Genomic DNA, 13,124 nt, shown 5'->3' on the forward strand with positions numbered 1-13,124 from the left:
GTCTTCTTTTATGCCGCTTGCAGTCTGCGACGCAAGCGGATCCCGAATAGGAAAAAAACCATGACTATTGATATTTCGCGACGCAATTTTATCAAACTCGGAACAGTTTTCGGCATTTCCGTCATGATCGGACGCTTGCCGGATGCCTTTGCAGTGGAAATAAATTCGGGCCCCGGCCCCACAGACTGGATGTCGCCGGACGGCAAGGTTCGCTATCGGTGGGATGCCGTGCGCAAGGTGGCCGGGCAAAAGGACTTCGCGCGGGACTTTCGTGCGCGGGATCTGCCCGGCTGGCCCAGGGAGCAGGCCCACGCCTTCTTCATTAAGGCGACGCGGGCCGATCGGACCTTTGAGGGTGTGGACCTGAGCATTCTGGGGCCGGAATTGCAGCCCGACCGCCTTGTCCTGCATGAAAATTTGGTCGGTGACGGCGTGACCATGCCGCAGGCCGAGGGTTTGGCCGCCGACTTTTACGGCAAAAACTTTCTGGTTCCCAAAGGGCAGACCCCGCCGCTGCTCGGCCACCCGGTGGCCCTGCTGATTTATCGTGACTTTGATACGTTCGAGGCGGCGAAGCGCAGACTGCGCTTTGCCGAGAATGTCGTGAAATACGGCGCCGCCACCGGCCCGAACACGCCGCCCAACTACGGCGCGGCACGCTATGTCCGCATCGGCGGCGACAACCCGACAGCCTCATCCGTGTATTCGCCGATGCAGGACGCCGTCATTTGGGGCGCTTTCGACGGCAATAAGCCGGTCTGGCCGCCGGAAAGCCCGTCCGGACTTTTCGTGCCCGCCTCGGTGATGACGCGGCATCGTGGCGGCGGCGGCGTGCGCGACCCGCTCACGGTGGCGCGCGAAACCTATGAGCCGATGCGGCGCGGCATGAACGCGGCCGCGGACATCGAAAAGGCTATTGAAGCGGCGCGCAAGGATGAAAGCAAACTGGTGCTGGAGCGGCAGGGCTTCTCGCAATCAATCGACTCGTGCGCGCTGGAGGCGGACAACGGCAATGCCTGGTATGATGCCGAAACGCGCACCCTGCACTTGGTCGCGTCGGCACAGTCGCCGTATGAGGTCGCCCGCGTCGCGGCGCTGATGGTCAAGGACAACAAGCGCTTCCCGGTCAAAACGATCAAGCTGCTCACGGGCACCACCGTGGGGTACGGCGCCAAGGACCATTCGATCTTCCCGTTCTATGTCATCGCGGCGTGTTTCTATGGCAACGGCCTGCCGGTACGGCTTGCCAACAACCGCTATGAGCAGTTCCAGCTCGGCATCAAGCGCCACTCCGTCGAAATGGACGTGACCATCGTGGCCGACCGCAAGAGCGGCAAGTTCGAGATCCTCAAGGGCTTCTATAACCTCAATGGCGGCGGCCGCGCCAACTTCTCCTTCTCGGTGGCGCAGGTGGCCGCCACCGCCGCGCAGTCCATCTATTATTTCCCGAAATCCGATCTTGCGGCCATCGCGCTGGCATCGCCCGCGGTGGAGGCGGGGTCCATGCGCGGCTACGGCACCCTTCAGGCCATGAGCATCACGGAGCTGATGGTCGATGAAGTCGCCGCCGAACTGGGTATTGATCAGATCGAACTGCGTCGCCGCAATGCGATGCTGGCCGGTTTCGAAAACACGCAGGGCGCGCAGCCGCTCGGCGAGCCGGGCAATATTGAAATGCTCGACATCGCGGCAAAGCATCCGCTCTGGGTGAACCGGCACAAAGCCAAGGCCGAGTTCGACAAGGCCAACCCCGGCAGACTGTACGGCGTCGGCTTCGCGCAGGCGCAGAAGGATTACGGCACCGGTGCGGATACCACCGCGCTGGCCCTGGAATTCGATGCCGACGGCAAGGTGCGGATGCGCCATTGCGTGCAGGAGATCGGTACCGGCGCGACCACCGCGCAACAGGTCATCGTCCGTGACATGCTGGGCAAGACGCCCGATTCCGTCGAGTTCGGCGTCGCGGAATTCGCCGAACTGCCGATGGTCAGCAACTGGTCGCCCTACACGACGACGCAGAAACAGCAGGACGACTTACAGAAGAATCCCTACTGGGTGCCGTTCATGCTGCCGGCCATGAGCGCCTCCAACAGCGCCTATTTCATCGGCTTCGGCACGCGGCAGGCGGCGAAGTTCCTGTTTGAAAACACGCTGTGGCCGGCGGCGCGCGCCATCTGGAGCGAGGGACCGGCAGGCGGCCAGATCTCCAGCGGCTTCATGACCGTGAATGACCTGCGTGTCGTCGAGGGCGGCATCGGCGGGGGCGGCATGGAAATTCTGCCGTTTGAACGGGTCGCCCAAAAAGCCCACGAGCTGGGGCTGGTGACCGGGGTTGCCCTGCACTGCTTCAGCCGCTGGGAATGGACGACCGCGACATTCGATGTTCCGACCATCGGTTCCATCGAAGTGGCCGCCGACGTTCTCTCCGTGCGTTACGGCGACGGCGCCGCGCCGGAGCTCAAGCGGCGCATGACCAGCGGCGGCTATGACTTCATCAAGAGAAGCAGCGTGAAATTCCCCCCGGTTCAACGCAATAACGCCGGTGTGACGACATACGCGCCCGCGGCCTGCATCGTTGAACTCAACGTCAACACCTTCACCGGCGAGATAGAAATCATGCGCCACCACAGCCTGCTCGGTACCGGCAAAATGATTGTACCGGAACTCGTATCCGGCCAGTTGCAGGGCGGCCTGGCCATGGGCATCGGGCATGCCCTGATGGAGGAATTGCCGCTTTATGAAGACGGGCCGGGCAACGGAACGTGGAACTTCAACCGTTACACGCTGCCGAGGGCCACGGATGTCGCGGTCTGGAATCAGACCGCCGATTATCTTGAGCCGGAATCCGAAACCGCGCCGCCCAAAGGAATCGGGGAAGTGGTGATGGTCCCGGTGGTCGCCGCCATCGGCAATGCCGTCACCCATGCCGTCGGCAAGCGTTTCTACCGGCTGCCCGTGACTTCGGAAAAGATCAAAAAGGCTCTGGGCCTGTAACGACGTGTCGAACCCTTGCGGGTGAAGAGCACGCGGAGCCGTTTGGCCCGCGAGAGGAAGCGGTAATAAAGAAGTCCTGAGCCCGACCGGGCTCAGGACTTCTTTATTACAATGGAATGACGGGAAGCTCCGGAAGCGTCGGCGTATTGTGCGCCTGAACGGCCTTAACCGGCTTTTTCCTGAAGCGAGCGCCACAGAAAGCGCCCCAGGCCCCAGAAGGTGCACAGCCAGCTCAGCACGGACACGTAGATGAACACGCGCGGCACCGCCATAAGCGAGGCCACGCCCAGGGCCTTGCTGCACATGATGGTGCAGGCCGTGAACATGCCCATGGGGAAGACCATGCTCCAGTAGCCGGGCGTGTAGACAAAGGGAAAACGCCGCGCCGCGTGCCGCCACAGCCCGAGGATGAACAGCATGACCACCCACCAGGCCGCGAAGCCCCAGGCCATGAGGGTCATGCCCTTGAGAAAGGGCAGCACGGACTGGAGGAAGGGCGATCCCCCGGCGCGCAGGATGAGCTCGCAGCCCGCCAGGGTGGTGATGGCCACGGCCCCGGCATTGACCCAGAAGGTCGGGTCCAGGGCCTCGGGAGCCAGCGGCTTGTAGCACAACCGGTAGACGATAAGGGTGATGACGACGGCATAGAGCATAAAGCCCGTGCCGAAGAGCGCCGTGAGCAGGAGGAAGGCCGTCTCGTGCTCCCAGCTCGTGTGGTCGATGATCACGCAGCCGAGAATGACCAGGGCCTGGCAGCTCACGGTGTTCAGGAGCCACGCGCCGTTGATGCCCTTTTCAATGGGCGGTTTCCGGTCCGTGGTGAAAAGGGCCAGAAAGTCCGCCCAGATGAAAAAACACCACACGGCCAGGGCCAGCCAGAAGAGGCCGCAGGCCAGGTCATAGCGCCCCAGCAGCAGGGCGCACTGATTTGCCAGCAGGCCCGTGCCCGCCACGATGGTCAGGTAGCCGGGGCCGCGCGCGTGATCGGCCATATCGCCGAAGAAGTCCCGGGGATAAAGGCCCAGGCGCAGGATGTACACCACCCACAGGCAGCAGAACATGCCGATGTTCACATAAAAGAGCGCCAGCGCCCCGGCCTCCATGCCCAGCAGGTGCAGGGCAATGGACACGATGCCCGTGGCCATGACCATGCCGAAGTTGGCCGGGGCGGCGCTTCTGATCAGCGCGAGGGCCCTTGCCGTGAGTTGGCCGCGCATCACACCCCTCCCCAGCGGCGGCGGTAGATGGTGAAGGGGAAGGTCACATAGCTCAGCGGCACGCTGAAGATGTGCACCAGCCGGGTGAACGGCAGCAGGGCGAAGATGGTCAGACCGCTCAGCACGTGCAGTTGCAGGAAGAGCGGCACGTGGATCATGCGCCCGGGCGCGGGCGCGAGCGTGAGAATGCCGCGCACCCAGGGGCCGATGGTGGTGAAGGCGTCAAAGTGCGCCGCATAGGCCTGATACATGCCCGTGGCCGCGTTGAAGCCGATGAGCAGGAGCACGATGATGTCCGTCCAGCGCGTGGTAAGGCGCACGGGCAGGCTGATTATCCGGCGCAGCAGCAGGATGCCCACGCCCAGCAGCACCATGGGCGCGATGAGCATGCCCGCCAGCCCGGCGATTTGGGCGTGGGCCTGGGCGGAGATGCCCACGGCGCGCAGGGCTTCGGGCGGCAGCACCAGGCCCACGATATGCCCGCCCAGAGAGAGCAGAATGCCGATATGGAAGATGAGACTGCCGCAGCGCAGCATCCGGCTTTCCAGGAACTGGCTGGAACGGGCGTTCCACTCTTCCTGGGCGTAGGTGTAGCGCAGCAGCAGGCCGCCGGTCAGCAGGGTCAGACAGATATAGGGATACACCGCGAAAGCGGCGATGAACAGTTTCATGAGCGGGGTCATATGCATACCTCCCGAGAGGGAATGTCACGCGCCGCCCGGCTGTCGCCCCGAACTGCGGGATGTGCGGAATGGTCGGCGTCGGGAGCGCACTCCCGCATGGCGTCGGCGGCGGCGCGCAGCATGGGCGCCCAGGGGCTGTTTTCCGCCGCGAGATGCGCGGCGATGTTCTGTGCCGCAGGGGCGAATTTTTCGCACAGGCAGGCGGCGGCCCAGGCCGGGGCCATTGCCAGGAATTCCAGAACCAGCGGCAGATAGTCCGGCAGTTCCCCGCCGGAAGGCGTACAGCCGCTGTCGCGGTACAGTTCCGTCAGCGCGGCCAGGGCGCGCCCCTGTAAGGGGGAGTCGCCGTAGACGTGGGTGGTCAGATACAGGCAGGCGGCGCGGTTGAGATCAAAGGTCTGCACAAAGGCCGCCTGCAGATCCAGCAGCGGCGTGGCCGCCGCATGGTCCAGAAAAGCCGCGGCCCAGGCGGGCACGGGCTCCCGGCGTGCCTCATGCGTCTCATGCGCCAGGGCCGTCAGTTCCTCGTCCGGGTAGCGCAGAAGCTGCGCTACCCACAGAAAGGTTTCGGCGCGGGTCATGCGTGCACCCCCTTGAACTCCGGAGCCACGGGGTCGCGGTCCGGGTAGCCGGTATGGCCCTTGAGGGCTTCCACATCCTCGCCGGGGGCGTCTTCGCGCCGTACCGTGGGAATGACGAAACGGTCCTCATAGCGGGCCACGGCCAGCAGGCGGTACATGGCGGCGGCGCTTTCCGGGGTCATGCCCGCCGTTTCCAGCGCCTGGGCCGCGTCCGGGCCGCTGAAGGTCTTCTCCCGCATGAAGCGGCGCAGGGCCAGAATCTTGCGCAGGGCGGCCCGCACCGGCTCTTCCCGGCCGACGGTGAAGAGATTTGCCAGATAGCGCACGGGGATGCGCATGGCGTCCAGCTGCGTGTCAATGTCGATGTCCGTCTCATTGGTGAGCGGGCTGGCGGGCGGAATGTACCAGACCATGGGCATGGTGCGGAATTCCGGATGCAGGGGCAGCGCCAGTTTCCAGTCGCTGATCAGCGTGTACACGGGCGAGTTCCGGGCCGCCGTGAGGAACTGATGGGGGATGCCGTCCTTTTCCGCCTGCCGGATGACGGTGGGGTCGCGGGGGTCGAGAAAGACCCGCAACTGCGCCTCATAGAGGGCGGCCGGGTCGGGCGTGGCGGCCAGCTCATGCACGGCGTCGGCATCGTAGAGCATGACGCCGATGTAGCGGATGCGCCCGGTGCAGGACTGCGCGCAGAGTGTGGGCTGACCCGATTCCACGCGGGGATAACAGAAAATGCACTTCTGGGAGTGGTGGTTTTTCCAGTTGAAATACACCTTTTTGTATGGGCAGCCGGACATGCAGAAGCGCCAGGAGCGGCAGCGCGTCTGGTCCGTGAGCACAATGCCGTCCTCGTCCCGCTTATAAATGGCTCCAGAAGGGCAGGAGGCCACGCAGGCCGGGTTCAGGCAGTGCTCGCACAGGCGCGGCAGATGCAGCATGAACACCCGCTGGAATTGCAGCAGGGCCTGGGCGTCCAGGCCCGCGAAATCGGGGTCGTCCAGGCCGGTGACCTGGGTTCCGGCCAGGTCGTCGTCCCAGTTGGGGCCGGCCTGCGGGGTCATGGGGCGGCCCGTGACGCTGGAATAGGCCCGGGCTATGGGCTGATGCTTCTGCTCCGGGGAGGTGGTCAGGTTCTGGTAGTCGTAGTTCCAGGGCTCGTAATACTGATCCATGCCCGGAAGGTTCGGGTTGCCGAAAATCTGCGCGGCCTTGCGCAGCTTGCCTCCGGCCCTGAGGCGGAGTTTGCCGTTCTCCACTTCCCAGCCGCCCTTGTGGATGTCCTGGTTTTCCCACAGGCGGGGATAGCCGATGCCGGGCTTGGTTTCCACATTGTTGAACCACATATATTCGCTGCCCGGATCCGTGGTCCAGGCATTCTTGCAGGGGATGCTGCAGGTGTGGCAACCCAGACACTTGTCCAGGTTGAGCACCATGCTCATCTGCGTTTTAATCTTCATGGAATATCACCTCCCCGGCCTTGCGCACCACGATGTATTCATCGCGCTGGCAACCCGTGGGTCCGTAGTAGTTGAAGGAATAGCTGAGCTGGCCGTAGCCGCCGATCATCTGCGTGGGCTTGATGAAGGGGCGCGTCAGGCTGTTGTGCGTGCCGCCGCGCTGGCCCGAAAGAGGCGAAAGCGGCGTGTCCACGTGACGTTCCTGGGCGTGGTAGATGAAGGCCCGGCCCCTGGGGATGCGGTAGCTCACCAGGGCCCGGCCCATGAACACGCCGTTGGCGTTGAAACATTCCAGCCATTCGTTGTCCGCAATGCCCGCCTGGGCGGCGTCCTCGTCGTTGAGCCAGATTTCGCCGCCGCCGCGCGAGAGCGTGCGCATGATCAGGTTGTCTGAGTAGGTGGAGTGAATGGACCACTTGCTGTGCGGGGTCAGCAGGTTGAGCACCAGATCCGTGTCCTTGTGGGGAACGGCGTCCCCGGTCACCTCGCCCAGGGTCGCCAGGGGCAGGGGCGGGCGGAACACGGGCAGGCTTTCGCCCAGGCCGCGCATCCACTGGTGGTCCAGATAGAAGTGCTGGCGGCCCGACAGGGTGTGGAAGGGCAGCAGCCGCTGCACGTTCTGGGCAAAGCTGGTGTAGGTCACCTGTTCGCCCTTGAGGCCGCTCCAGTTGGGGCTGTTCAGCGCCCGTCCCGGCCGCGCCGTGATGGATTCAAAAGTATGGTCGATGCCCTCGGAGGGCGCGGAGATGTCCTTGAGGGACAGGCCGGTGCGTTTTTCCACGCTGGTCCAGGAGCGCACCGAGACGGTGCCGTTGGATTCCGGCGAGAGGCAGAGAATGGCCTCGCAGGCGGCGCGGTCCGTGTCCAGGCGGGGCATGCCCTTGCTGACGCCTTCCTCCCGTACCGTGCCCAGGCGGGCCTTGAGCAGGTCATGCTCGATGGCGCCGGACCACTTGGCCCCCTTGACGCCCATGCCTTCCGGCCGTCGGATCTTGGGACCGAGGGAGGTGTACATCTTGAGCACGTCGGCATAGCGGCGCTCCACCACATGCAGGCCGGGCATGGTCTTGCCGGGCACGGGTTCCACCTCGCCCGTGCGCCAGTCGCGCACCTGGCCCAGGGGCTGGGCGATTTCGCCGGGGCTGTCGTGCAGCAGGGGCGTGGCTACCAGGTCCTTGCGCGTGCCCAAATGCTTTTCCGCCAGCCGGGAGAAGACCTCGGCCACGGTACGGAACTGCTCCCAGTTGTTGCGGGCTTCCCACGGCGGGTCAGCGGCCGGGGTAAAGGGATGGATGAAGGGATGCATGTCCGTGGAGGACAGATCGTTGATTTCATACCAGTGAGCTGCGGGCAGCACCATGTCGGCATAGACGCAGGACGTGCTCATACGGAATTCCGACACCACCATGAGGTCCAGCTTGCCCTGTTCCATGGGCGGATCGCACTGGAATTCACTCGGCTGTTGTGGGGATTCCCCGCCGCGCACGGCGTTTTCCGTGCCCAGAAGGTGGCGCAGGAAGTATTCATGCCCCTTGACGTTGGAGCCCAGCGGGTTGGTGCGCCAGAAGCACATGATGCGCGGCACGTTGTCTTCGTGCGAAGGGGCCTCGACGGCCATGCGCAGGTCGCCGGACTTCAGGCGCGCCACGGCATGCCTGATGATTTCCTCGTCGCTGGTCGCGCCGTCGGCTTCGGCCTTGCGGCAGATCTCCAGGGAGTTTTCCTGGAACTGCGGGTAAAACGGCAGCCAGCCCAGGCGCGCGGCCACGGCGTTGCAGTCCGCCGGGTGGTCGGGCAGGACGCCTTCCTGGCCGGGCGGGCACATGCGCCCCATGTTCAGCAGTTCGTAGCGCCAGGCGTCAATGGCGAAATAGTAGAAGGAGGTGCCGTTCTGCAGGCGCGGCGGCCCGGTCCAGTCCCCGGCCATGGTCACCGTGGTCCAGCCCGAGAGCGGGCGCACCTTTTCCTGGCCCACATAGTGGGCCCAGCCGCCGCCGTTGACGCCCTGGCAGCCGCAGAGCGTGGTCAGGGAAAGAATACTGCGGTAGATGACGTCGTTGTTGTACCAGTGGTTGATGCCCGCGCCCATGACGATCATGGAGCGACCGTCGGTGGCGGCGGCATTGTCCGCGAAGCCGCGGGCCACCTGGATGACCTGTTCGCGCGGCACGCCGGTCAGCTCTTCCTGCCAGGCCGGGGTGCAGTTGACCCCGGCGTCGTCGTAATCGCGGGCCACGTCGCCGCCGTGCCCCCGGTCCACGCCCAGGCTTCCGGCCAGCAGTTCAAAGACCGTGGTCGCGCGGCGCGGCCCCTCGGCCGTCCGCAAGGTGACATACGGCACGGGGCGCAGCTTGACGGAGGGCTTTCCGGCGTCGAAAACCGGAAAGGCCACCATGGTCCACCGGGCTCCGGGGGCTTCCTCCATGCGCAGCAGCGGCGTGAGCTCGGCCTCGTCGGCCTCGTCGCGCATGTGCAGATTCCAGCGGCCGTCCTCGCCGTAGCGCGCGCCCACGCTGCCCATGGGCACGGCCGGGTCGTTGCGCGCGGCGTCGTAGACCACGGTTTTCCATTCCGGATTGTTGCCCTCGCGCCCGATGTCCGAAGCGCGCACAAAACGGCCGGGAGTATGCTGATTGTCCGCGCCGTCCAGCAGGACAAGGCAGGGCAGGTCCGTGAAGCGCCGGGCGTAATCCTCGAAATAGGGAACGCGGCGGTCCAGGAAGTATTCCTTGAACACCACGTGGGTCATGGCCATGCCCAGAGCCGCGTCCGTGCCGGGCTTCACTGTGAGCCAGTGATCCGCGAACTTGGTGAAATCCGCGTAGTCCGGCGACACGGCGGCGATTTTCGTGCCCCGGTAGCGTGCCTCGGTAAAGAAGTGGGCGTCGGGCGTGCGCGTCTGGGGCAGGTTGGAACCCCAGGCGATGATATAGCCCGCGTTGTACCAGTCCGCGCTTTCGGGCACGTCGGTCTGTTCGCCCCAGATCTGCGGCGAGGCCGGGGGCAGGTCGCAGTACCAGTCGTAAAAACTGATCATGCTGCCGCCGATGAGGCTGAAAAAGCGCGCGCCCGAGGCGAAGCTGACCATGGACATGGCGGGCAGGGGCGTGAAGCCGAAGATGCGGTCCGGCCCGTAGCGGCGGATGGTGTGCACCATGGAGGCGGCGAACATCTCGGCGGCCTCGTCCCAGGTCCAGCGCACAAAACCGCCCTTGCCGCGCGCCCGCTGGTAGGCCCCCCGTTTTACGGGGTCGTTGACGATGGAAGCCCAGGCTTCCACCGGATCGCCGTGCTCTTGCAGCGCCGCGCGCCAGAATTCAAGCAGTTTGCCCCGGATGAGCGGGTGGCGCACCCGCAGCGGGCTGTATACGTACCATGAGGCCGAGGTGCCGCGCGGGCAGCCTCGGGGTTCATAATCGGGGAAATCCGGATGCGGCGTGGGATAATCGGTTTTCTGGGCTTCCCAGACGATGATGCCGTCCTTGACGAACACGTCAAAGGAACAGGAGCCGGTGCAGTTGACGCCGTGTGTGGAACGGGCCACCTTGTCGTACTGCCAGCGGCGGCGGTAATAATCTTCCCAGGAGCGCCCGCCTTGGCGTTCGCTGTATTCGGAACCGGAGAATAATTCGCCTCCCATTTCGCTGAGGCGTTCTTTGAAGTATCGGAGCTTGGGAAATAGCGTAGGACGCATAAATCCTCCTGCGGAGAATTGAGCTGTAGTTGGTGTATATGCGCCACGGTCTGAAAGCGGGCGATCTTACGGAACGGCTGAAACCGGCGGACGCCGGAAAAGACAGGCCCTGGCGACAAAGCTTGCGGCTTGTTTCATCACCGGGTGACCAACTGAATCTCGTTTTGTATAGGAACTATAAAAAAAGAGAGGGGACTAAGGCCGGACGTTGGGACGGAAGGTGGGGGGAATCCGCAAAACAAGGCTGGCAAGCGTACTTCTTGATTTCATACGATTTTTACATGCGCGCTGTCAATGACAAGCGTGCTCGTACGGCACGGCGGCCCTTGGTCCCGCCCTCCGGCAGGCAATAGGACGAAGGGCTCAATCGCCGACTATCCATTCGATTTCCGGGCCCAGCCCTCATGAGAGCATTTCAACTTTGAGAATGCGCATTCTCAAAGTTTTTAAGACGCTCGCCCTGCTCTCGATGTCCGTACGGCGCGCTTCGCGTGCCTACGGCCATGGCCCTGCGGGCCACCCTTGGGGTCGGTCTCCGGCGCTTAGCTCTGCTGTCGCCATCCGTAAGGCGGCATAGCCGCCGACGGCTGACGCTCGTGGCGGGCGGCTGCTTACACAATCGCCAGAGCAATTTCAAAGTGAAATTGTTCTAAAAACGCCGTTCGCGAAAAGCTGCATTTTTTTCGGGCGGCAAGGCGCAGCGGAAAGGACGTATTTTGTAAAATAACCGCAAAGTTGCAGGGAGCCTGACGCAAGTGTATTTTCCTCTTCCGCTCCGGACACAAAAAATGCTTATCCCGGTCATTCGATCGCTCTGGTCGTCAGGGCAGACGCATCTAAAAAAGATCTATAGACTGGGGGCTATGGAAGACCCTATTGAAATCACATTGGCTATTTTCCGTGACCTGCCTGACCCACGAGTAGAGCGCACAAAGATACATAGTCTTGGGACTATTATGTTTATTGCTTTATGTTCGTACTTGTCAGGCGGTGACGGCTTTTATGACATGGAAGATTATGCCCATGCCAGGCAGGATTGGCTCAGCAGCCATATAGGCATGCAAAGCATTCCCAGTCATGATACCTTCAACCGCGTATTTCAGGCAATTTCCCCGAGTTGCTTTGGCGAATGTCTCCTTGAATTATCCCGACGTCTTCGGGAGAAAGTGACCGGCGACATAGTGGCCTTTGACGGAAAAACACACCGGCGCACTACCAAGAAGAATGGGACAGCTTTACATATGCTCAACGCTTGGTCCGTGGAAAATCGTTTGGTTCTCGGACAACTGGCCGTAGAAGAAAAGAGTAATGAAATTACAGCCATTCCCCAATTAATGGATATGCTGGACTTGAAAGGGTGTGTAGTAACGGCCGATGCGCTCAACTGCCAAAAAGTTGTAGCGGCTAAAGCCATCGAGAAACAGGCTGCTTACCTTTTGGCATTGAAGAGCAATCATCCTATGTTTTACGAGGAAGTACGTATGCATATGGATGCTCTATCCTGTGACGTTCCACCGGGATTTGAACAAATTGAGAAAGAACATGGCCGTATTGAAACCCGGCGGTGTTGGCAATCACCTTCAATAGATTGGTATAGCGATAAGGAGCAGTGGGCTGGCTTGCAAAGCTTTGTACTTATTGAGTCAGTGCGTGAAAGTAGAGGAAAAATCGAGACAAACCGTCGTTACTACATAAGTAGTTTAGCTCAGGATGAAGTGCGTGCCGCTAAAAGCGTGAGAGCTCATTGGCAGATAGAAAACGCCTTGCACTGGTGTCTTGATGTAGTTTTTGATGAAGATCAAAGTCGAGCACGGGTTCGTAATGCGGGCAAAAATCTTGGAATTTTGCGAAGTATCTGCCTCAATTTACTTCGGCGCATGCCGGGGAAATCGAGCTTGAAGGGCAAGAGGTTCAAGATTGCGCTGAGTGAAGATTTTCTCCTTCAGGCTCTCAGAATTTAGATGCGTCTGCCCTGCGCGAAAGCGCCTCACCCCTTGACAGCCCCGCCTTGCCTGGGCTATGTCCAACCCCTTGGAGTTTTCCCCGTTTAACTGTTCCTTATGGAGGAATGCATGCCCACGATCAATCAGCTCATCCGCATTGAGCGGAAAGCCGTGGTGAAACGCAAGAAGACCCCGGCGTTGCAGGCCTGCCCGCAGCGTCGCGGCGTATGCACCCGCGTTTACACCACCACCCCGAAAAAGCCTAACTCGGCTCTACGTAAGGTCGCCCGCGTGCGCCTGACCAACGGCATCGAAGTGACGGCCTACATCCCCGGCGAAGGCCACAACCTGCAGGAGCACTCCGTGGTAATCATCCGCGGCGGCCGTGTGAAAGACCTTCCCGGCGTCCGTTACCACATCGTGCGCGGCACCCTGGATACCTCCGGCGTGGCCGACCGCCGCAAGAGCCGTTCCAAGTACGGCGCCAAGCGTCCCAAGTAGGTTCCCGGCATTTCAAACCCCTTTGCCAATCCGCCCGGCGTGCGCCATGCGCCG

The 13,124-nt window shown here is 62.4% G+C and carries 8 protein-coding genes; 3 read left to right on the top strand and 5 right to left on the bottom strand.

Annotation, left to right across the window (positions count from 1 at the left end):
- Positions 1 to 60: 60 nt before the first annotated feature.
- Positions 61 to 2,994, top strand: a complete 2,934-nt coding sequence (locus HMPREF0326_RS05185) for a xanthine dehydrogenase family protein molybdopterin-binding subunit (RefSeq protein ID WP_020990274.1) — start codon at positions 61 to 63, stop codon at positions 2,992 to 2,994.
- Positions 2,995 to 3,158: 164 nt separating this feature from the next.
- Here the strand turns inward: HMPREF0326_RS05185 and HMPREF0326_RS05190 are convergent, their stop codons facing one another.
- Genes HMPREF0326_RS05190 through HMPREF0326_RS05210 form a run of 5 tightly spaced genes read right to left on the bottom strand, consistent with a single transcriptional unit; the run spans position 3,159 to position 10,626 of the window.
- On the bottom strand, positions 3,159 to 4,211 hold the full coding sequence (locus tag HMPREF0326_RS05190; RefSeq protein WP_020990275.1) for a tellurite resistance/C4-dicarboxylate transporter family protein: 1,053 nt from the start codon (positions 4,209 to 4,211) through the stop codon (positions 3,159 to 3,161).
- Entirely contained in the window at positions 4,211 to 4,894 is a 684-nt protein-coding gene (gene narI / locus HMPREF0326_RS05195) for a respiratory nitrate reductase subunit gamma (RefSeq protein ID WP_009302751.1), read from the bottom strand. Before narI ends, HMPREF0326_RS05190 begins: the two co-directional genes overlap by 1 nt.
- Positions 4,891 to 5,475 carry a nitrate reductase molybdenum cofactor assembly chaperone gene (narJ, locus tag HMPREF0326_RS05200; RefSeq protein ID WP_008683433.1) on the bottom strand — a complete coding sequence of 195 codons (585 nt, stop codon included), beginning with the start codon at positions 5,473 to 5,475 and terminating at the stop codon, positions 4,891 to 4,893. The genes narI and narJ overlap by 4 nt, the downstream gene beginning before the upstream one ends.
- Positions 5,472 to 6,932, bottom strand: coding sequence for a nitrate reductase subunit beta (gene narH, locus HMPREF0326_RS05205; protein ID WP_008683434.1), 1,461 nt, complete (start codon positions 6,930 to 6,932; stop codon positions 5,472 to 5,474). Before narH ends, narJ begins: the two co-directional genes overlap by 4 nt.
- Complete coding sequence (locus HMPREF0326_RS05210) at positions 6,922 to 10,626, bottom strand: nitrate reductase subunit alpha (protein WP_008683435.1); 3,705 nt, start codon at positions 10,624 to 10,626, stop codon at positions 6,922 to 6,924. The genes narH and HMPREF0326_RS05210 overlap by 11 nt, the downstream gene beginning before the upstream one ends.
- 863 nt (positions 10,627 to 11,489) lie before the next feature.
- Between HMPREF0326_RS05210 and HMPREF0326_RS05215 the strand changes: the two genes are divergently transcribed.
- A complete protein-coding gene (locus HMPREF0326_RS05215; RefSeq protein WP_035073053.1) occupies positions 11,490 to 12,587 on the top strand; it encodes an ISAs1 family transposase in 1,098 nt (365 codons plus the stop codon).
- Between the two features lie 111 nt (positions 12,588 to 12,698).
- A complete protein-coding gene (gene rpsL, locus HMPREF0326_RS05220) occupies positions 12,699 to 13,070 on the top strand; it encodes a 30S ribosomal protein S12 (RefSeq protein WP_008683436.1) in 372 nt (123 codons plus the stop codon).
- The last annotated feature ends 54 nt before the right edge of the window (positions 13,071 to 13,124 follow it).

It is taken from the genome of Desulfovibrio sp. 3_1_syn3 (genome assembly GCF_000145315.2).
GTDB classification, from domain to species: Bacteria; Desulfobacterota; Desulfovibrionia; order Desulfovibrionales; family Desulfovibrionaceae; genus Desulfovibrio; species Desulfovibrio fairfieldensis.

Excerpts from the sequence above, each read along its gene's own strand:
- HMPREF0326_RS05185 (WP_020990274.1), top strand. The coding sequence starts at position 61 with ATGACTATTGATATTTCGCGACGCAATTTTATCAAACTCGGAACAGTT.
- HMPREF0326_RS05190 (WP_020990275.1), bottom strand. The coding sequence starts at position 4,211 with ATGCGCGGCCAACTCACGGCAAGGGCCCTCGCGCTGATCAGAAGCGCC.
- narI (WP_009302751.1), bottom strand. The coding sequence starts at position 4,894 with ATGACCCCGCTCATGAAACTGTTCATCGCCGCTTTCGCGGTGTATCCC.
- narJ (WP_008683433.1), bottom strand. The coding sequence starts at position 5,475 with ATGACCCGCGCCGAAACCTTTCTGTGGGTAGCGCAGCTTCTGCGCTAC.
- narH (WP_008683434.1), bottom strand. The coding sequence starts at position 6,932 with ATGAAGATTAAAACGCAGATGAGCATGGTGCTCAACCTGGACAAGTGT.
- HMPREF0326_RS05210 (WP_008683435.1), bottom strand. The coding sequence starts at position 10,626 with ATGCGTCCTACGCTATTTCCCAAGCTCCGATACTTCAAAGAACGCCTC.
- HMPREF0326_RS05215 (WP_035073053.1), top strand. The coding sequence starts at position 11,490 with ATGGAAGACCCTATTGAAATCACATTGGCTATTTTCCGTGACCTGCCT.
- rpsL (WP_008683436.1), top strand. The coding sequence starts at position 12,699 with ATGCCCACGATCAATCAGCTCATCCGCATTGAGCGGAAAGCCGTGGTG.